This is a genomic window from Streptomyces sp. NPDC005820 (assembly GCF_040630255.1).
Lineage (GTDB): Bacteria > Actinomycetota > Actinomycetes > Streptomycetales > Streptomycetaceae > Streptomyces.
Map to the genome: position 1 here is coordinate 252,861 of NZ_JBEXXE010000004.1, position 18,802 is coordinate 271,662.

General features: G+C 69.7%; 17 protein-coding genes and 2 pseudogenes. 5 read left to right on the forward strand and 14 right to left on the reverse strand.

Annotation, left to right across the window (positions count from 1 at the left end; genetic code table 11):
- Window position 1: 1 nt before the first annotated feature.
- The 9 genes from ABZ464_RS06965 to hemL all read right to left on the reverse strand — a co-directional run bounded on the left by ABZ464_RS06965 (window position 2) and on the right by hemL (window position 9,329).
- Window positions 2–943, reverse strand: a complete 942-nt coding sequence (locus tag ABZ464_RS06965; protein ID WP_359271987.1) for a CU044_5270 family protein — start codon at window positions 941–943, stop codon at window positions 2–4.
- Window positions 940–1,545: an RNA polymerase sigma factor gene (locus ABZ464_RS06970; RefSeq protein WP_359271990.1), complete on the reverse strand. Its 606-nt coding sequence runs from the start codon at window positions 1,543–1,545 to the stop codon at window positions 940–942. The genes ABZ464_RS06965 and ABZ464_RS06970 overlap by 4 nt, the downstream gene beginning before the upstream one ends.
- A gap of 87 nt (window positions 1,546–1,632) precedes the next feature.
- On the reverse strand, window positions 1,633–2,715 hold the full coding sequence (ccsB, locus tag ABZ464_RS06975) for a c-type cytochrome biogenesis protein CcsB (protein WP_359271993.1): 1,083 nt from the start codon (window positions 2,713–2,715) through the stop codon (window positions 1,633–1,635).
- Window positions 2,712–4,436, reverse strand: a complete 1,725-nt coding sequence (locus tag ABZ464_RS06980) for a cytochrome c biogenesis protein ResB (protein WP_359271995.1) — start codon at window positions 4,434–4,436, stop codon at window positions 2,712–2,714. Before ABZ464_RS06980 ends, ccsB begins: the two co-directional genes overlap by 4 nt.
- 3 nt (window positions 4,437–4,439) lie before the next feature.
- Entirely contained in the window at window positions 4,440–5,213 is a 774-nt protein-coding gene (locus ABZ464_RS06985) for a cytochrome c biogenesis protein CcdA (RefSeq protein ID WP_359271997.1), read from the reverse strand.
- Between the two features lies 1 nt (window position 5,214).
- Complete coding sequence (locus ABZ464_RS06990) at window positions 5,215–5,802, reverse strand: TlpA disulfide reductase family protein (protein ID WP_359272000.1); 588 nt, start codon at window positions 5,800–5,802, stop codon at window positions 5,215–5,217.
- Between the two features lie 66 nt (window positions 5,803–5,868).
- On the reverse strand, window positions 5,869–7,158 hold the full coding sequence (locus ABZ464_RS06995) for a hypothetical protein (protein ID WP_359272003.1): 1,290 nt from the start codon (window positions 7,156–7,158) through the stop codon (window positions 5,869–5,871).
- A gap of 144 nt (window positions 7,159–7,302) precedes the next feature.
- Complete coding sequence (locus ABZ464_RS07000; RefSeq protein ID WP_359272006.1) at window positions 7,303–8,013, reverse strand: histidine phosphatase family protein; 711 nt, start codon at window positions 8,011–8,013, stop codon at window positions 7,303–7,305.
- On the reverse strand, window positions 8,010–9,329 hold the full coding sequence (gene hemL, locus ABZ464_RS07005) for a glutamate-1-semialdehyde 2,1-aminomutase (RefSeq protein ID WP_359272008.1): 1,320 nt from the start codon (window positions 9,327–9,329) through the stop codon (window positions 8,010–8,012). Before hemL ends, ABZ464_RS07000 begins: the two co-directional genes overlap by 4 nt.
- Before the next feature lie 338 nt (window positions 9,330–9,667).
- Here hemL and ABZ464_RS07010 point away from each other — a divergent pair, with 338 nt between their 5' ends.
- Window positions 9,668–10,330, forward strand: a complete 663-nt coding sequence (locus ABZ464_RS07010) for a hypothetical protein (protein ID WP_359272011.1) — start codon at window positions 9,668–9,670, stop codon at window positions 10,328–10,330.
- A gap of 67 nt (window positions 10,331–10,397) precedes the next feature.
- On the opposite strand, the pseudogene ABZ464_RS07015 reads toward ABZ464_RS07010, so the two are convergent.
- Window positions 10,398–10,600: pseudogene (locus ABZ464_RS07015) on the reverse strand (site-specific integrase); the annotation flags it as partial.
- A gap of 63 nt (window positions 10,601–10,663) precedes the next feature.
- Between ABZ464_RS07015 and ABZ464_RS07020 the strand changes: the two are divergent.
- From ABZ464_RS07020 to ABZ464_RS07035, 4 genes and pseudogenes are all read left to right on the forward strand, one after another.
- A pseudogene (locus ABZ464_RS07020) lies at window positions 10,664–11,493 on the forward strand (hypothetical protein); the annotation flags it as partial.
- Window positions 11,490–11,867: an ASCH domain-containing protein gene (locus tag ABZ464_RS07025; protein ID WP_359272014.1), complete on the forward strand. Its 378-nt coding sequence runs from the start codon at window positions 11,490–11,492 to the stop codon at window positions 11,865–11,867. The pseudogene ABZ464_RS07020 and the gene ABZ464_RS07025, both read left to right, overlap by 4 nt.
- A gap of 301 nt (window positions 11,868–12,168) precedes the next feature.
- On the forward strand, window positions 12,169–12,294 hold the full coding sequence (locus ABZ464_RS07030) for a hypothetical protein (protein ID WP_359272017.1): 126 nt from the start codon (window positions 12,169–12,171) through the stop codon (window positions 12,292–12,294).
- A 782-nt stretch (window positions 12,295–13,076) separates the two neighbouring features.
- Window positions 13,077–14,447, forward strand: coding sequence for a sialidase family protein (locus tag ABZ464_RS07035; RefSeq protein ID WP_359272020.1), 1,371 nt, complete (start codon window positions 13,077–13,079; stop codon window positions 14,445–14,447).
- 86 nt (window positions 14,448–14,533) lie between these two features.
- On the opposite strand, the gene ABZ464_RS07040 is transcribed toward ABZ464_RS07035, so the two are convergent.
- The 4 genes from ABZ464_RS07040 to ABZ464_RS07055 all read right to left on the reverse strand — a co-directional run bounded on the left by ABZ464_RS07040 (window position 14,534) and on the right by ABZ464_RS07055 (window position 18,396).
- The gene (locus ABZ464_RS07040; protein ID WP_359272023.1) at window positions 14,534–15,199 is read right to left on the reverse strand and encodes a response regulator transcription factor; all 666 of its coding nucleotides are present in this window, start codon (window positions 15,197–15,199) and stop codon (window positions 14,534–14,536) included.
- On the reverse strand, window positions 15,196–16,410 hold the full coding sequence (locus ABZ464_RS07045) for a histidine kinase (RefSeq protein ID WP_359272027.1): 1,215 nt from the start codon (window positions 16,408–16,410) through the stop codon (window positions 15,196–15,198). The genes ABZ464_RS07040 and ABZ464_RS07045 overlap by 4 nt, the downstream gene beginning before the upstream one ends.
- 226 nt (window positions 16,411–16,636) lie before the next feature.
- Entirely contained in the window at window positions 16,637–17,476 is an 840-nt protein-coding gene (locus ABZ464_RS07050; RefSeq protein WP_359272031.1) for an ABC transporter permease, read from the reverse strand.
- A complete protein-coding gene (locus ABZ464_RS07055) occupies window positions 17,476–18,396 on the reverse strand; it encodes an ABC transporter ATP-binding protein (protein WP_359272033.1) in 921 nt (306 codons plus the stop codon). Before ABZ464_RS07055 ends, ABZ464_RS07050 begins: the two co-directional genes overlap by 1 nt.
- Window positions 18,397–18,802 lie beyond the last annotated feature (406 nt).

Consider the following 18,802-nt stretch of genomic DNA (forward strand, 5'->3'; position numbering starts at 1 on the left):
CTTAGGGCAGCTGACCCACACGGTCGACGACGGCGCGGCGCAGTACCGCCGTGTGCGCGAGGACCGTGCCCTTCTTGACGTTCGAGAAGTCCTCCGTGGCCACACGGCGATCACCGAGGAACGCGTAGGTCCGCCTGTCGAAGATCCACTCGTCCCGGCTGGGGTTGTCGGGGTCCGTGCGCGCGACGCCCACCCCGTGGCGGCCGACGGCGTCCACCGCGTCGTCCACCAGCGTCACACCGGGAATCCTGGCGACGGCCCGGAACAGCGCCGCGCTCTGCTCCGGTGGCAGCAGCGCCTGGTTGAGCAGATCTCCGGCCAGCACGAACATCGCCTGGTACCGCTCCTGGCCGCTGTACCGGGGGGCCGTCCGGTACAGGTAGTCCCACATCGCGTCGGCCGTGGTGGGCAGGGTCTTCACATGGTTGTAGTAGGGGGCGATCTCCCAGCTCTCCGACCCCGGTCCGCCCCCGGGTTCGTAGTTCCAGTCCTCCCGCCCGTCCTCCCGGCCCAGCCCGGTGTGCCGGCCGTCCACCGACGTCCAGGTCTGCAGCCGGTGCAGCGGCGTGACCGTGAACTTCCCGTCGGCCGCCTCGCCACCGGACACCTTGCTGTCGACGTAGACGAACTGGTCGTCGCGGATCCTGCCGTACGGCTGCTCGTGCTCGGCGGCCAGCGCGATGTCCTCCAGCAACGCCACGGTGGCCCTGCTGGGCGGCTGCGCGCTCTCGCCCGAGGACGGCAGCAGGACGAGGGCGACGGCGGCGGCGGTGGCGACGGCGGCCCCGGCGAGCGCCGGCCGCAGCCAGCGCCCGCCTCTCCGCGCGGGCAGCGGCTCCTGCCCGTCGCGCACGGCCTCGGACAGCCGGATCTCGGTCATCAGATGCTCCTTGAGGAGTCGGTGACGGCCCGGCGGAAGGTCCTGCTCGGGAAGCTGGTTCATCGGTTTCCCTCCTTCAGGGGCCCGACCGCGTCGGTGCGGTCACCTGTCATCTGTCCGGTCGTTCGGGGTGGTTCCAGATGTTTCGCGAGTTTCGTCCTCGCCCGGGAGAGCCTCGACCGCACGGTCCCCACCGGCACCCCGAGCGCCTCGGCGGCGGTCCCGTAGTCGAGCCCGGACCACACGCACAGCGCCAGCACCTCCCGCTCGGCTCGTCGCAGCTTCGTCAGGGCGGCTCGCACGAGGGCCAGTTGGGCCGAGTCGTCGACGCGTCCGGCGACCTCGTCGGCGAAGTCGCGCACGGTCTCGTCACGGGGCAGCCGGGAGACAGCCGCCGCGTGTCTTCGCGCGGCGCGGCGGGTGTTGCGGGTGACGTTGGTGGCGATGCCGAGCAGCCAGGGGCGCAGGGAACCGCCGTCCTCGTCGAGCGTCCCGCGCAGCCGCCACGCCTCCAGGAAGGTCAGCGAGACGATGTCCTGGGCGGTCGCCCAGTTCCCGGTGAGCCGATAGGCGTGGTTGTAGACGGTGCGTGCGTACGCGTCGAAGAGGTCACCGAAGGCTTCGTGATCCCCCGCGCGGATGCGTTTCCTCGGATTCGTATCCACGCCCCTCTACCTGTCCGTACGACGAAGGCCGGTTCCCGTGACTCAGGTCACAGGAACCGGCCCTCAGTGGCCTTCACCGGAGGCGTGTCAGACGCCCGCGTACGAGTGCTTGCCGTTCACGAAGATGTTGACGCCGTAGTAGTTGAAGAGCCAGCAGCCGAAGGCGATCATGGCCAGGTAGGCGGCCTTGCGGCCCTTCCAGCCGGCCGTGGCGCGGGCGTGCAGGTAGCAGGCGTAGGCGACCCAGGTGATGAAGGACCAGGTCTCCTTGGGGTCCCAGCCCCAGTAGCGGCCCCAGGCGTCGCCCGCCCAGATCGCGCCGGCGATGATCGTGAAGGTCCACAGCGGGAAGACGGCCGCGTTGACGCGGTAGGCGAACTTGTCCAGGGACGCGGCGGCGGGGAGCCGGTCGAGGACCGAGTTGGCGAACGCGCCGGGCTTGCCGCCGGTCGCCAGCTTGTTCTCGTAGGCGTCCTTGAAGAGGTAGAGGATCGTGGCGACCGCGCCGACGTAGAACACCGCGCCGCAGAAGATCGCGGTGGAGACGTGGATGTACAGCCAGTACGAGTGCAGGGCGGGGACCAGCTGGTCGCTCGCCGTGTAGAGGACCGTCACCGCGAGGCCGAGGTCGAGCAGGACCGAAGTGATGAGGAAGAGGCCGAGCCAGCGGACGTTCTTCCTCAGCGCCAGCAGGCCGAGGTAGACGCCGACGGCCACCGTGGAGAAGGTGAGGTTGAACTCGTACATGTTGCCCCAGGGGGCGCGCTCCACCGAGGCCGCGCGGGCGATCACTCCGCCGAGCTCGACCAGGAACGCGAGCACCGTGAGGGAGATCGCGATCCGGCCGTACATGTCGCCCTGCTCGTCCCCGCCGTGCGCGCCCGGCCCGTCGGGCACGTCCCGCGCGCCGGCCGCCGAGCGGACGACGACCTGCGGGCGCTCCAGTACGGCGGTGCCGCCGTCCTTCTTGACGGTGACGGCCGGGCCCTTCGCCTTGGTCTGCGCCGTGGCGGTGAGCGCGGCGGCGGTACGGCCGACCTTGCTGCGGCTGCCGAAGAGCCATTCCGCGATGTACGCGAAGAAGGCCAGGGTGTAGACGGCCATCGCGGAGTAGATCAGCGTGTTGCTGATGCTCGCGAGGTGTTCGTTGGTGGCGGCGGCGAGAGTCACTGCTCAGCCCCTTCGGCAGGTACGACTTCGGGTTCGGGGGTGTCGGGGTGTTCGGGGGCTCCGGGAGCCCGGTCGTACAGGATCCCGGCGAGGTCGCCGAGCTCCTCGGGTACCTTCGCGGACTCGCTGCGGCCGAGGCCGGCCATCTCGACGACGGTGACGCCGTCGGCGCCCTTCACCGCGCGCACCCACACCCGGCGGCGCTGGATGAACAGGGAGCCGGCCAGGCCGAAGATCGCGGCGATCGCGCCGGTCAGCGCCCAGCCGCTGCCGGGCTGCTGCGTGATCTGGAAGTTGGCCCACTGCTTGGTGCCCTCGTAGGTGACCGTGCCCGCGCCGTTCGGGAGCGTCATGGTCTCGCCGGGCTTGAGGTTCTCCCGCAGCTGGAGGCCCTTGGAGTCCTTGAACTCCTTCATATGGGTCTTGTCCATCTGGTACACGCTCTGCGGGATGCCCGAGTCGACCCCGAGGTCGCCGTGGTACGGCGCCAGGTTCAGCACCGGGTTGTTCAGCGCCGGGAAGGTGGAGGCGGTCTCGCTGCCCGCGGTGTACGTCGGCAGGAAGAAGGCCGAGATGCCCAGCTGCTCGGTGACGCCCTTGGCGTTGCGGTAGCCGTCGAGGACCTTGATGACACCGGACGAGGTGACGTTGGAGTCCAGCGGCAGCAGCGGGACGGCGTCGTGGAAGACGACCTCGCCCTTGCCGTCCCGGACCGTGATCACCGGAGCGTAGCCGTGGGCGGTGAGGTAGATCTTCGAGTCGTCGATCTCCAGCGGGTGGTTGACCTTGATCAGGTCCTGCTTGTCCTTGCCGTACGCGCCGACGCTGTAGGTGACCGCCGCCTGGAAGGTGCGGGCGGTGCCCTTGTTGGGGCCGGTCGTCTCGTACGTGCCGTCGAACTTGTCCAGGGCGAAGCTGAACGGGTTCAGGTCGTCCACGCCGAAGAGGTTGCCGGACTTGAAGTCGTCGTAGGCGATCAGGGTGTTGGAGAAGCCGCTGCCGCCCTCGACGAGGAGTTTGTTGCCCTCGGACTTGAAGAGCTGGCCCCAGGCGAAGGACACCAGCATCACGATGAGCGCGATGTGGAAGGCGAGGTTGCCGACCTCACGGAGGTAGCCCTTCTCGGCGGAGACCGCGTCCCCCACGAGGTGCGCGCGGAAGCGGCGCTTCTTCAGCAGGGCGAGTGCGGCCTCGCGGACCTGCTCCGGATCGGCCGTCGTCCGCCAGGTGGTGTACGCCGGCAGCCGGGTCAGCCGCTTGGGGGCGCCCGGCGGGCGGCTGCGCAGCTGCCCGACGAACTGCCAGGTGCGGGGCACGATGCAGCCGATGAGGGAGACGAACAGCAGGATGTAGACGGCCGAGAACCACACCGAGCTGTAGACGTGGAAGAGGCCGAGCTTCTCGTAGACCGGCGCGAGGGTCGGGTGGGCCTTCTCGAAGTCGGCGACCTTCGTGGCGTCCTGGCCGGTCTGCGGGATCAGTGAGCCGGGGATCGCGCCCAGCGCCACCAGCAGCAGGAGCAGCAGGGCGACCCGCATGGAGGTCAGCTGGCGCCAGAACCAGCGGGCCCAGCCGATGACGCCGAGGCCGGGCACGCTCGCCAGGGTCTCGGCGGGGGCGGTGGACAGCTGGGAGCCGGCGGCACCGAGATCCCCTTCTTCAGGGGAGGCCGCTTCCTCGGGGGAGGCCGCCGTCTCGTCGCTGGTCGTGGTCTTGCTCATGGATCAGATCCCCACAGTGAAGCCGGCGGACCAGGACTGCATGTCCTGCACGATTCGGTCCCACGCCCCGGTCAGCAGCAGCAGCCCGGTCACGATCATCATCGTGCCGCCGGCCCGCAGCACCCAGACGTAGTGGCGCTTGACCCAGCCGAAGGCGCCGAGCGCCTTGCGGAAGGCGACCGCGGCCAGCACGAACGGCACGCCGAGGCCGACGCAGTAGGCGACGGTCAGTATGGCACCGCGGCCCGCGCTCCCCTGATTCGAGGAGAGGGCGATCACGGAGGCGAGGGTGGGGCCGATGCACGGGGTCCAGCCGATGCCGAACAGCGCGCCGAGCAGCGGGGCGCCGACGAGTCCGGTGGCGGGCTTCTTGTGGAAGCGGAACTCCCGCGCGGTCATCCAGGGCATCAGGCCCATGAAGAAGACGCCCATGAAGATCATGAGGACGCCCAGCACCTTGGACAGGACGCCCTGGTTCTCCTGGAGCGTCTGGCCGAAGTAGCCGAACAGGGCGCCGCTGGAGACGAACACGGCGGTGAAGCCGAGGACGAACAGGGAGGCGCCGGCGACCATCCGCCCGCGCTTGGCCTCGGCCAGGTCCGTGCCGGTCACTCCGGTGACATAGGAGAGGTAGCCGGGGACGAGCGGCAGGACGCAGGGCGAGAAGAAGGAGACGAGGCCGCCGAGCAGGGCGATGGGCAGGGCGAGGATGAGGGCGCCGCTCAGGACCGTCTGGTTGGGGCCGGTCACCTCGGCGAGGGTGGTGAGCGCGCTCACGTCACTTCTCCGCGAGGACCGGGGCGATCATCTTGCGCAGCCGGTCCTCGCTGAGCGCGGCCAGCGAGCGCGCGGCGATCTTCCCGTCGCGGTCGATGACCAGCGTGGAGGGGATGGCCTGCGGGTTGAGCGTGCCCTTCTTGAAGCGGAGCATCAGCTTGCTGCTCGGGTCGTACAGGCTGGGGTAGGTGACGCCGAAGCCCTTCTCGAAGGCGCGGGCGCTCTGGACCTTGGGGTCGGCGACGTTGATGCCGACGAACTGCACGCCCTTCGCCGCCAGGTCCTCGGAGACCTTCTGGAAGTTGGGGGCCTCGGCGCGGCAGGGCGCGCACCAGGATCCCCACACGTTCAGGACGACGACCTTGCCCTTGTACGAGGAGAGCGCGAGCTGCTGGTCGTCGATGGTCTTGCCGGACAGGTCCGGGGCCGCGTCGCGCTTGCCCTGCGCGACGGTGGAGATGCCGTCCTTGCCCATGATGAATTTGGTGTCACCGCCACCGCCGGAGACCCCGCCGGCGGTGCAGGCGGACAGCAGCAGGGTCGCGGCGGCGGCGACGGCGAGGGACAGAGGGGTGCGGCTGGCACTCATGTGAAAAGTTTCGCATGCCCGTTCCGGGGATCTTGCGCACCCCCCTTGCGGGCGGAAAACCGCATTTCAGGCGGCGGTTCCGGTGGGGCTGGGGGAGCTCGCGGTGTCCTTCATGAACTCCTTCCAGCCCCCGGCCGGCTGCTGGCCGACGTCCAGGGTGCGCAGCTTGTCGAGCACCTCCGGCTTCTGTACGTCGATCCAGTCCACGAACTGCCGGAAGGAGACGAGCCTGACGTCGGCGCCGCTCTCCTTCTCTGCGGCGATGTGCTTGAACGCCTCCTCGACGGCGTCCATGTAGATGCCGCCGTTCCAGTGCTCGAAGTGGTTGCCGACGAAGAAGGGGGCCCGGTTCGTCTCGTATGCCCGCTGGAATCCCTGGATGTACGCCTGCGCGGACTGCTTGCGCCAGCCCGGGTAGTTGTAGCTGGGCGCGTTGGTCGAGTTGACCGACTGGTTGGCGAGCATGTTGTAGTCCATCGAGAGGACCTCGAAACTGTGGCCGGGGAAAGGTATCTGCTGCAACGGCAGATCCCACAGCCCCTGCTTCTTCTGCGGCCACACCTGACGCCCGCCCGGCGAGGAGGCGTCGTAGCGCCAGCCGAGCGCCTTGGCGGTGGGCAGCAGGTTGTCCTGGCCGAGGAGGCAGGGCGTGCGGCCGCCGACGAGTTCCTTGTCGTAGTCGAAGGGCAGCGCGGCCAGATCGGTCCAGCCGGTGTTGGTCCGCCACTCCTTCACGAACTTCTTCGCCTGGTCGATCTCGCTGCGCCACTGCGCGGGCGTCCAGTTGCCGACCGAGCCGGAGCCGCCGCAGAAGTGCCCGTTGAAGTGGGTGCCTATCTCGTGCCCCTCGAGCCAGGCCCGGCGGACGTTGGTGAGCGTCATCTTGACGTGCTCGTCGGTGAGGTAGCCGATGTCGGAGGCGCCGACGGGGTTGTTCGGAGGGTCGTAGAGCCGCTTCTTCGACTCGGGCAGCAGATACAGCCCGGAGAGGAAGAAGGTCATGGACGCGCCGTGCTCCTTGGCGAGGTCCAGGAAGCGCGGGAACAGACCGTTGCCGACCTCGCCGGCGCCGTCCCAGGAGAAGATGACGAACTGCGGCGGCTCCTGGCCCGGCTCCAGCGGCACGGGCTTGACGGGCTGGTGCGACTGCTTGCCGGTGAAGGCCGTGGAACCGTCCCCGATGGGCTTGGCGGTGGCGGTCGGCTTGGGCGAGCCCTTCTTGCCGGCACCGCCCTTCCCGGAGCCGCCCGCGGGGGAGGGCTCGGTACGGGTCAGACTCCCGCATCCGACGAGTCCGGCAGCGGCGGCGGCACCGGCACCGAGTCCGAGTGCTCCCCTTCGGGTGATGGCGCGCATGGCATTCCCGTTCGTCGCGTCCTCTGGTGGTCACCCATTCAGAGGACACGACGAACGAGCGGGTTCCGCTCATACGTCCGGATTCGGTAACAGTCGACACTCAGGAAGCACCCAGGCACGGCCGAAATGCGTTGCGCGCCGGAACTACGCGCCGAAGGCCTTGCCCTGCCCCGGCGCCGCCCCCTTCGCCGGCTTGGCGCCGGCCCGCAGATGGGCCGGTACGAGGTCGATGGCGGGCTCGGCGTAACCGACGGAGACGATCCGGTCGCCGCGGTAGGTGAAGGTCGTCAGCGAGGCGAGCGTGCACTGCCGCTTGCGCGGGTCGTGCCACAGCCGGCGCCGCTCGACATAGGACCGCACGATCCAGATCGGCAGCTGATGGCTGACCAGCACCGCCTCATGGCCGCGCGCCGCGTCCTTCGCCGCGTCCAGCGCCCCCTTCATCCGGACGACCTGGTCGACGTACGGCTCGCCCCAGGACGGCTTGAAGGGGTTGACGAGGTGCTTCCAGTTCTCGGGCTTCTTCAGCGCGCCGTCGCCGACCCCGAAGGTCTTGCCCTGGAAGACGTTGTCGGCCTCGATGAGCCGCTCGTCGGTGGCGAGGTCGAGCCCGTGCGCCTTGGCGATCGGGGTCGCCGTCTCCTGCGCCCGCTCCAGCGGGGACGCGACGACGTACCGGACGTCCCGGGAGGCGAGATGCTCGGCGACCCGGTCGGCCATCTGCCGGCCCAGCTCGGAGAGGTGGTAGCCGGCGAGCCGGCCGTAGAGGATCCCGTCCGGGTTGGCGACCTCGCCGTGCCGCATCAGGTGGACGACGGTGAGGTCGCCGTTGTTCCGGTTCTGCTCGGTGGTCATGCTGCTGTGGCCTCCGCAGCCGCTCGGGCCGCCGCCGGGAGGGCGTCGGCGATCCACTGGATGGCCCGGTCGTCGTGGGCCGTGGAAACGAACCAGGACTCGAAGGACGACGGCGGCAGATAGACGCCGTTCGCCAGCAGCGAGTGGAAGAAGGCGGTGAACCGGAAGGACTCCTGCGCCTTGGCGTCCTCGTAGTTGCGCACCGGCCGGTCGGTGAAGAACACCGAGAACATGTTGGAGGCGCTCTGCAGCGTGTGCGCGACGCCCTCCTTGGTGAGCGCCCCGGAGACCAGCGTCCGGATCTGCTCGGAGGCGGCGTCGACCTTGGCGTACGCCGCGTCGTCGAGGAGGCGGAGCTGGGCGAGACCGGCGGCGGTGGCGACCGGGTTCCCGGAGAGGGTGCCGGCCTGGTAGACGGGCCCGGCGGGCGCGAGGTGCGCCATGACGTCGGCGCGCCCCCCGAAGGCGGCGGCGGGGAACCCCCCGCCCATCACCTTCCCGAAGGTCATGAGATCGGGCCTGACCCCGTCGATCCCGTACCACCCGGCGCGGCTGGTCCGGAACCCGGTCATCACCTCGTCGGAGATGAAGAGCGCGCCGTTGGCCCGGCAGGCGTCCTTGAGTCCCTGGTTGAAGCCGGGCAGCGGCGGGACGACGCCCATGTTGCCCGGGGAGGCCTCGGTGATCACGCAGGCGATCTCACCGGGGTGCCGGTGGAAGGCCTCCTGCACGGCCTCCAGGTCGTTGTACGGCAGCACGATGGTGTCGCCGGCCTGGGCGCCGGTGACGCCGGGGGTGTCGGGCAGGGCGAAGGTGGCGACCCCGGACCCGGCGGCGGCGAGCAGCGAGTCGACGTGCCCGTGGTAGCAGCCGGCGAACTTGATCACCTTGGTCCGCCGGGTGAAGCCGCGGGCCAGCCGGATGGCCGACATGGTGGCCTCGGTCCCGCTGCTGACGAGCCGTACCTGCTCCAGCGGCTCGATCCGGTCGACCATCTCCTCGCCGAGGGCGACCTCGCCCTCACCGGGCGTACCGAAGGAGGTGCCGCGCGAGACGGCCTCCCGCACGGCGGCGATCACCTCGGGGTGGGAGTGCCCGAGGATCATGGGCCCCCAGGAGCAGACGAGGTCGACGTACTCCCGCCCGTCGGCATCGGTCAGATACGCACCCTGACCGGACACCATGAAGCGGGGCGTTCCGCCCACGGCGCGGAAGGCGCGGACCGGCGAGTTCACCCCGCCCGGGGTGACGGCGGCCGCTCGGTCGAACAGCGCCTGCGAGACGGGCGCATCGTATGAATAGGGCAGTTCGCTCATGACCTGCGGCTTCTCCGACCTTCTCCGACGTGCTGGACTCCGGTTGCCATTGACTCCCCAGGGTAGGCCAGTGGGCGTGCGGGACCGCGGGGCGGGAAGCCAGTGGCCCTCCCCCACCGGCCGTCATCTGAGAAACTGAGACGGACCGATCCTGATATGAGACGGACTGAGGCTGATAGACGTAGCTCACAACGACCGTGTGTCGAGGGGCTGCGAAGATCCTGCGGACAGGTGTTTCAACGCACGTTTCGGCGTGCGGCCGTGGGGGAGGTCACTGACACGATGATCGGGTTGCGCGGCCGGGGCCACGCGTCCTAGAAAAGCAGTCGGGTGGAGATATGCATCGCGGTGGCGGACTGGGCGAGGGGACTGATGACCTGGGTCCTCGACGTGCCCATCGGGGAAGGCACCGGCGCGACGCGGAGGAAGCCGACGAGGGACGGAACGAAGCACGTCAGGGCCCCGGTGTGAACCAGGGTGGACCGAATGAACCCGAGCAGGGCGACCGGCGAGTCGACCGGCGGGTCGATCGCCTCCGGGCGGGGAGCAGGAATGGTGGTCGGGTGGGGGTGACGTACAAGTACTTCGGCGCGCCGGACGGTGCGACCGCGGCCCGTGTCCCGATCTCGATGCGCCCCGAGGAACTCGGCGGCGACGAGCTCGGCATGAACGGCATGTTCACCAAGATCAAGCCGGAGACGATGGCCGCGATGGTCCTCACGGGCATCGAAGGCGTCCCCCTGCACAAGGTGCCCCCGCTCGAGCTGGTCGTCCTCCACCCCGACTACGCGGTCGTGAAGCTCCCCATGACGGTGGTCGACCCCCTGCGCGACATAGGCGAGGAAGCGGTCGGCGCGGCGGCCTTCATCTGGTCCACGGTCCCGGACCGGGGCGGCCCACGGGACGCGTTCAACGTGTACCAGCTGCTGCACGAGTGGCAGGACTTCAGCCACCGGCTGCATGAGGCGGGGCATCAGCCGTATTGCCTGGTGTGGCCCTGAGCCGGGGTTTCGGTGGTTTTTGGGCGGGGTTTCCGACCCCGCCCTCGTCATGTGTCGAGAGGCGCCGTCAGGCGGCCAGGGCGCATTGAGGGCACATTGGTTTTCTGCGGGCACTGATGTGCCCTCGGCCTCGCCGGTCTCCCGGGTCTCCGGTTCCGTGAAGGCATCATCGATCGCCTTGCGGGTGCGGGTCTCACTGGATGACAGCAGGTGCGTGTACGTCCGCAGCGTGAAGCCCGGGTCCGAGTGGCCGAGGTACTCGGAGAGCGCCCCCTGGAGGCCGGGCGCGCAGCGCTCGTGGGGAGGTATCACGCCGGCCGTGACGACGTGGGGCAGCGCGCCTACGCCCAGGCCATCGAGGAACAGTGCCTGACCGGCCTCGTCGACGCCCTCTACCAGCCCCTGTTCACCACCCTGTCCCGGCGCCTGGGCATCCCGTACCACGTCGAGACCTACAGCCGACAGCAGGCCGACGAGCACTTCCGCCGCACCTGGCTGCGGCTCCTTCCCCGCCTCGACGCCGCCCGCTGGTGGCTCGCCCCCTCCACCGGCACCCCGCACCTACGCATCCCCTGCCCGCAACCCGGCTGCGGGTGGGCCGAGAAACACGCCGAACGCACCCGCGTGCACTCACCGACCGCGACACCGCCACCGTCGCCGCCATCTGCCTGCACCACGGCGCCCACCAGACCGCCATCACGCCCACCGCTGGCGCCTACCTTGATCTGGCCACCCTGTACCGCAACCTGGTCAAGGAACTCGCTCTGACCAACCCACGAGAGGGCGGCACCCTGCAGGTCATGGTCAAGGGCGGCGACTGGATCTTCGGCTCGCTCCTCATCGACGAGGCCCTGCAAGCCGTCGGCCTCACCCGATCCCAGCTCCCCGCCCGCCGGTTCTGCCCCCAGGTCGTCACCGACACCGGCGCGAAACTCTCCAAGTCCTTGATCCGCGAAGGACACGCCACCTTGCCGACGGGCGCGGCGGACTGGATGCTCGACACCCGGCAGTGGCCCGGCAGCATCCCCGAGTACGCCGAGCAGCTGCTGGCCCTGACAGCGACCCTGCTGTCCGACCCCCGCCACTTCTTCCGCTCGTACTCCGCAGCCGAGATCGGCCGCCTGATCACCTCACCAGCCCCCAGGAGCGTTCCCGCCCAATGACCGAGACCCACGCTCGTGTCCGCGAACTCAACCTCTACCAGCAGTACTTCGACCTCGTCGCCGCCGGCACCAAGACCATCGAGGTGCGCGTGAAGTACCCGCACCTCGCCGACCTCGCAGCCGGCGACACCATCCGGTTCCGCATCAAGGGCACCGACGAGGCGTGCGAGGTCAGAATCGTCCAGGTCACTGAGTACGCCGACTTCGCGGCCCTGCTCAACGGTGAGGGGGCGGCCAACGTCGACCCGACCGCCACCCGCGACCGGCAACTGGCCAACATCCGCGCCATCTACCCACCCGAGAAGGAAGCTCTCGGCGCCCTCGCGATCGAGATCGCTCTGCTCCAGCCCGCACGTACCGGACCTGGATCCTAGGGCGCACTGCCGGGGGGCTCATCGGAGAAGAATCCCGCCGTCTTCCGAGTTCAAGCCTCAGCAGCGCCTGGAAAACCGACCCCCGTGTCGGCCGATCATCGCGTCATCAACATCTCCGTCCGTACTCGGGTTCCTGCCTCAGCCCTGCATGGCCGCCAACGCCGCCTCCAAGCACGCGATCGAGGGCTACACCGAGTGAGTACACCGGTGGCCTGTTCTCACCGAGGACGCCCGACAGTCCTGCACCGAGAGTCGCCCCCGGACGGTCGACACCGTCGTCGTCTCCCTCACGCTGCGCCGGATGACACCGATCGAGGCGTTCGGCCTGCCTGGCGTAGTGCTGTCCGCCGTCCCCCTCACCGCCGGCACGTCCCTCGTACGCTTCGGCACCGGGATGGACACCGGCACCGTCCCGCCCCTCTCCTGAACGCGCGCCGGACTGTTCGGCCGCACCGCGGTTCGGTTCCGGCCGTCGGCGAAGACGAACAGGCGCAGCACCGGGAAACATCCGATTCCGGCGGGCCCAGAGGCACTGAGGAGACGGCCTGCTCGCTCAGCGTCCCGGCCGACGGTTGCACCGTGGAGGGTGAGCACCGCCACCCAGGTCGTCGGGTCCTGCCGCCCTTCACGTGGAACCGCCCCTCGACCGGCTCGCCTTGAGGCAGGTTCGGGACCAAGTCCGGCGCGTGTACACGGCGACCGGCGTCACGAACCGGATGACTGGCACCCGGCCGCGCCACTCCAGTCGCCCTGCTCACACACAGCCCTGCATCCCGTCCGCTCGTGCTCACCCCATTCGCGGCCACCGCAGAATTGATCCCAAACATCGGCTTCGACGAAGTTGCCCGCAAATGAGGGATTCACTCGGAGGATTGGTACTGCGGTACCACTCCGTCGCGCCGATTGTCTCCCATGGTCCCACGGGCGCGGCGGCGCGCCCATCTAACCTGAGCGGGCTGGATATAGAGCACCAAAGTGAAGCCGATTCCCCGTCCGGCGCAATCGGGCTCGCTAATTGGCAACGGAATTGGCCGATTGGCTCCGGGCGTGCAGCCGGGACCCCGGAGTCAGCACAGCGCTGTGCCCAGGGATCCGAAAGCAGGAGCCGTATCACGACCGACGTGCGGATATCCGGCAGACCGGCACAGGGCGACCCTTTTCGGTCCTGCACCCCAGAGCATAAAAGAATTCTAGTCTACGGACGCGAACATGAAGGACTACATGGTGCTGTTCAGAAGTTCGTCAACGACATTAAGTGCGGCGGCGCTCTCCGCACTGGCCCTGCTGTGTGGTTCACCCGCCGCTATGGCGGCGCCGAAGAACACGGGCGACGCGGCCATTCACGAAGTCGACGTCACCAACATGCCGGCCACCAAAGAGGGCCAGCCGACGGTCGCCGTCAACCCGAGAAACCCGAAGAACCTCGTCTTCGTCTCGACGATCTTCCCGCCGTCACCGGGCCTGGAGCCCGTCGACGGCGGGTGTTTCCTGGCCTACTCGAACGACAGGGGCGACACCTGGACGCGGGTGGCGTGGCCGCTGGGTGACGCGGCGCCCAAGTGCGGTGAGCCGAGCGTGCAGTTCGACGCGAAGGGCACCGCGTACGTGGACAACAACCAGGTCAGCTCCGGCCTGGACGCGAACCTGGTGAACCACAACCAGGTCGCGAAGTCGACGGACGGAGGCAAGACCTGGACCGACCCCGTGTCCACGCCGCTTCTCCTCGGCGGTGCCCCGAAGATGCGGGTGGACGCCGCGACCGGCAAGGTCTACGCGGTGGCGGGAGCGGCCTGGGAGTACCCGAGCGCGGTCTCCGTCAGCGCTGACGGCGGCAAGACCTTCAGCAGTGACTCGCGGGTGATCCCGGGCCCGATGCCATGCATCGAGGTGGCGCCGGGCATCCCGCTCGTGTGCGGCTATCCGGGTCGTGAGATCGCCGTGTACGGCGGGATCCTCGTGTCCGCCTCCCAGGAGGCGGGCAAGCCGGTGAACTTCCACGTCAGCCGCGACGACGGCAAGACATGGACGAACACCACCGTCAAGGACGGCCAGGGAACCCCTGTTCCGGCGGGCACCGGGTCCCTGGTGCCGACGCCGGGGCTGGGCGCAGCCGCCGACCCCGTCCCGTGGGTGGCTGCCGATCCCTCCCACCGCGGGCGGTTCGCCGTCATGGTGCCGCGGGACTCCAACACCCTGGACGTCTATGTCACTCCGGACGCCGGCAAGACCTGGAACGGGCCGACGACGATCGCCACCCCGAACGCCCAGCGACCGGCGATCGACTTCGGCACCAACGGTGACCTGGGTGTCATGTGGCGGACCACCACGGGCGACGCGTTCTCGGTCGTCTCATTCGACCACGGACGCTCGTTCAGCACCCCGGTGCAGGTCAACCACGTGACCGAGCCGGTCGGCGAGATGGGCCCTCCCGGTGACCGCTGGTCGGGCATCACCCTCGCCGGGGGGTATGCGTACGTCACCTGGGCCGACGGGCGGAACAACTCCTCCCTCGACTCCAACATCAGCCGCGTGCCGCTGAAGCTGTACAAGAAGCGCACCGCCTCGAAGGGCTCGAACTGACGGCGGTCCTACCCATGACGATGTTCCGCCGAGGCGCCTCGGCGGAACATCGTCATACGACCGGCAGAATGCGACCGACAGAAGTGTCAGGGGCGGGGAGTGACCAGTCCCGCGTCGTAGGCGACGATGACCGCCTGGATACGGTCGCGGGCGCCGACCTTGGCCATGACCCGGCCGACGTGCTTCTTCACGGTGGACTCGGTCAGCACGAGACGTTCGGCGATCTCGGCGTTCGTCCACCCCATGCCGATCGCCACGAGTACCTCGAGCTCGCGTTCACTGAGCGCGGTCAGCCGCGCGTCCGTGTGGCGCTGGGCGTCGGGTGCCAGGAAGTGGTGGGCGTGCGCGTCGAGCAGGCGGCGGGTCAACCGGGGTGACACGACGGCGTCGCCGGTCGCGACCGCCTGGATGCCTGCGAGGAGTTCCGCCGGCCTGACGTCCTTGAGCAGGAAGCCACTGGCCCCGGCACGCAGGCCGGCGTAGGCGTACTCGTCGAGATCGAAGGTCGTCAGGATGAGCACGCGGGTGCGAGCGCCGGCCGCGACGATCCGGCGGGTCGCCTCGATGCCGTCGATACCGGGCATCCGTACGTCCATCAGGACCACGTCGGGGCGCAGGTCGGCCGCCATACGGACGGCCTGCGCGCCGTTGTCGGCCTCACCGACGACGCTCATGCCGGGGGTGCCGTCGAGCAGCATCCGGAAGCCCATGCGGGGCAGCGGCTGGTCATCGGCGATCAACACGGTGGTCATGGCGCGGACTCTCCTGAGGTGGCCGAGGCGGACGGATCGAACAGGACTTCCACGATCCAGCCCCGGTCGTCGTCGCGCGGTCCGATGGTGACGGTGCCGTCGTAGAGCGCGGCCCGTTGGCGGATGCCGACCAGGCCGTGCCCGCTGTCCTTGCGTTGAGCCGTGGACGGTTTCCGCGACAGCGAACCGGTGTCGGTGACCCGCACACGGAGCCGGTTGTCCTCGACGGCGAGCAGGACATCGGCCCTGGCACCGGGACCGACGTGCTTGAGGGTGTTGGTCAGGGCCTCCTGCACCACGCGGAACACCGCGAGCTGCACGCCGCGGCCCAGCTCGTCGACCGGGCCGACGGTGCGGTACGCCACCGGCAGACCGGCCGCGCGCACCCGGTCGAGCAGGGGTTCCAGATCCCGGACACCCGGCTGCGGGGACCGGGGCGTGCCGTCGTCCTCCGATTCCGGGGACTCGCGCAGCACCCCCAGCACGCGACGCAGTTCGTCCATGGCCTGTCGGCCGGTGTCGCCGATCAGGTGGAGTGCCTGGTCGGTCCGTGCGGGGTCGCGGGTGGTGAGCACGGCGGCGCCGTCGGCGAGGTTCACCATGACCGACAGGTTGTGGCCGACGATGTCGTGCATCTCGCGGGCGATCCGCGAGCGCTCCGCCGCCGCGGTCAGCCGGACGCGTTGGTCCCGCTCGATCTCCAGCCGTGTCGCCCGGTCGCGCAGTGCGGACAGGTACAGGCGGCTGATCCGGAAGGTCAGCCCCAGGGCGACGGCCCCGACGCCGGTGCCGGTGGACAGGACCAGGAAGGCCACCGGACTGGCTGCCGGGATCACGGTGACCACGATCAGCACCCACCCCGCCACGGTCACCGGCAGCGCCCAGAAGATCGCCCGGGGCGACGCGTGCAGGGCGAGGTCGAACAGAGCGATCAGCAGGACGAGGGCGGCCGCGGGCCCCAGGCCCAGCGACCACATGACCGGGCACACCACGAGGCAGATGCCGAAGACCGCGGCGGGTTGGCGGCGTCGCCACCACAGCGGCACGACGAGCACGGCCGCGATGCCGAGCACCACTCCGACGGGCAGGCCGGCCCCCACCGGGCGCGACACCGGATGCCCCGGGCTGTGCACCAGCAGATCCGGCGGAGCGGCGGCGGCGACCAGGACCACCACGACGGTGTCCAGGAGCCACGGACGCCTATGGTCCACCGCCCGCAACCGGCTCAGCATCCCCAGCAGCGCCCGCATGACGGGGTGCGCCCAGACAGCCTCGGGCCCCGGGCCGACAGTTCTCGGCCCGGGGGTCGGCTCGGTCGAGGGCGACGCCGCCCTTGCCCGGGGCGGCGACCCGGGCAAGCGGGACGCCGTCCCCGCCCGGCCCGAGTCGTCCGGCCGCCTTGTGTGATCCATCGGCTCCATCCTCGCGGACGGCCTCTCAGACGTCACTGCGGCGCAGTCGGTAGGCCGCACCGGCCATCAGCAGTACGGCCCACACGATCAGCGCTGTCACACCCGCTCCCGGGCTGACGAGAGAGTCACTGGACTCGTGCAGGGTCATCACCGACTGGCCGGCGTTGCTGGGCAGGTACCGGCTGACGGTGTCGCCCAAGGAGCTGGGCAGCAGCCCGGTCAGACCGGGCAGTACGAGCACCGCACCGGCCAGGATCGCGATGCCCCCGGCGTTGTTGCGCACCAACAGGCCGACCGTCACGCCGTACACACCGACCAGGCCCAGATACAGGCCCGCGCCCACCAGGCACCGGAAGGCCCCGGCATCCCCGAGGGACAGCGCGATCTTCTCGCCGTGCAGGGCGGCACTCCCGAGCAGGAACGAGACCAGGGCGCCGACGGTGGACGTGACGAACGCGATCGGACCGTAGACCGCGCACTTCGCCCACAGCACGGGCAGCCGGCCCGGCACGGCGGCGAACGTCGAGCGGACCATCCCCGTGCTGTACTCACCGGCCGACAGCAGGACACCGAGCGCGCCTACGGCCAGGGCCGCGAGGTTGGTGCCGGCCAGTGCCAGGGTCAGCGCCGCACCGGATGCCGCGTCCTTGCCGCCCAGCGGACCGCTCGGGCTGTAGACGGCGGCGGCGATCGCCCCGATCGCCACCAGGAACAGCACGGCCACGCCGAGCGTGACCCAACTGGAGCGCAGCGACCAGAACTTGGCCCACTCCGAACGGATCACCCGCCAACCGGTCACGCGGTACACCGGATGCACCGACGACGGGGCGGCTGCAGGGGATGTGATGGTGTCGGCGGCGGTCATCAGGCGGCCCTCCCGGCGTCGCTGCTGTGGTACTCCACCGCGTCCTGCGTCAGGTTCATGAACGCCTCTTCCAAGGACACCGACTCGGTGACCAGTTCGTACAGCGGCACCTGGTGCTCAGCGGCCAGCTGCCCGATCCGCCTTGTGTCCAGGCCGGAGACCACGAGCCGCTCGGCACCGGTCGAGGTCACGGTGACTCCGGGCGCCGCCAGCAGCGAGCGCAACCGCGCGGGCTCGCCGGTGGCCACCCGCACACCCTTGTCCTCCGACCGCTCCACCAGCGCGTCGACGGTCGTCTCGGCCAGCAGCCGTCCCCGCCCGACGACCACCAGGCGGTCGGCGGTCTGCGCCATCTCGCTCATCAGGTGCGACGACAGCATCACGGTGCGGCTCTCGGCGGCCAGTCCGCGCAGCAACTCCCGTACCCAGCGCACGCCTTCGGGGTCGAGCCCGTTGACCGGCTCGTCGAGCATCACCACCGCGGGATCGCCGAGAAGCGCGGCGGCGATACCGAGCCGCTGGCCCATCCCCAGCGAGAACGCCCCGACCCGCTTGTGCGCCACGGCGTCCAGACCGGCCAGGCCGATGACCTCCTCCACCCGCCGCCTCGGCACGCCATGCGTGTAGGCCAGCGCCATCAGGTGGTTGAACGCGCTACGACCCGGATGCACCGCCTTCGCCTCCAGCAGTACCCCCAACTCCTGCAAGGGTGCACGGTGTTGGGTGTAGCGCTTACCGTTGACCAGGGCGGTACCGCTGGTCGGCGCGTCGAGGCCCACGATCATCCGCATGGTGGTGGACTTGCCCGCCCCGTTCGGCCCCAGGAACCCGGTGACCTGCCCCGGCGGGGCGGTGAAACTCAGGTCGTCCACCGCCGTTTTGTCCCCGTAGCGCTTGGTCAGCTCACGAACTTCGATCACAGTGCCACTCCCCGCTTCTGCCCGGGCCGACATCCGGCCGGATCACTGCTTTCGAGGCTAGGAGCGGCCACGCCACGACCCGTGGACCCGGAGGTCACAATCACCGCTGGTCACTGGTACCGCGGTACCACCGGCCAACAGCTGCGACGGTCGGACGCCTGGAACGTCGTCCGGGGCTCAGCCGCAGTGGGCGGTATGCCGTGATGCCCCCGGAGCGGGCCCGGATCGGCACCGAGCTCGGCGTCTCTCGGATACACGTCTCACGGCTCCTGTCGAAAATCCTGCGCAAGATCCGCACCGACATGGCCGACGAGGAGAGCACAACCGCTCCCTTCATGCCCTTCACACACGCGGACGTGGCTCTTGCAACGGTGACCTACCGGCCAACGCTCGCTTCCCACGCTCG

Bases quoted from the DNA above. Each gene is read 5' to 3' on its own strand.
- ABZ464_RS07050 (WP_359272031.1), bottom strand. From the start codon at position 17,476: ATGACCGCCGCCGACACCATCACATCCCCTGCAGCCGCCCCGTCGTCG.
- ABZ464_RS07010 (WP_359272011.1), top strand. From the start codon at position 9,668: ATGCATCGCGGTGGCGGACTGGGCGAGGGGACTGATGACCTGGGTCCT.
- ABZ464_RS06990 (WP_359272000.1), bottom strand. From the start codon at position 5,802: ATGAGTGCCAGCCGCACCCCTCTGTCCCTCGCCGTCGCCGCCGCCGCG.
- ABZ464_RS07000 (WP_359272006.1), bottom strand. From the start codon at position 8,013: ATGACCACCGAGCAGAACCGGAACAACGGCGACCTCACCGTCGTCCAC.
- ABZ464_RS07025 (WP_359272014.1), top strand. From the start codon at position 11,490: ATGACCGAGACCCACGCTCGTGTCCGCGAACTCAACCTCTACCAGCAG.
- ABZ464_RS07030 (WP_359272017.1), top strand. From the start codon at position 12,169: ATGACACCGATCGAGGCGTTCGGCCTGCCTGGCGTAGTGCTGTCCGCC.
- ABZ464_RS06980 (WP_359271995.1), bottom strand. From the start codon at position 4,436: ATGAGCAAGACCACGACCAGCGACGAGACGGCGGCCTCCCCCGAGGAA.
- ABZ464_RS06995 (WP_359272003.1), bottom strand. From the start codon at position 7,158: ATGCGCGCCATCACCCGAAGGGGAGCACTCGGACTCGGTGCCGGTGCC.
- ABZ464_RS07040 (WP_359272023.1), bottom strand. From the start codon at position 15,199: ATGACCACCGTGTTGATCGCCGATGACCAGCCGCTGCCCCGCATGGGC.
- ABZ464_RS06965 (WP_359271987.1), bottom strand. From the start codon at position 943: ATGAACCAGCTTCCCGAGCAGGACCTTCCGCCGGGCCGTCACCGACTC.
- ABZ464_RS07035 (WP_359272020.1), top strand. From the start codon at position 13,077: ATGAAGGACTACATGGTGCTGTTCAGAAGTTCGTCAACGACATTAAGT.
- hemL (WP_359272008.1), bottom strand. From the start codon at position 9,329: ATGAGCGAACTGCCCTATTCATACGATGCGCCCGTCTCGCAGGCGCTG.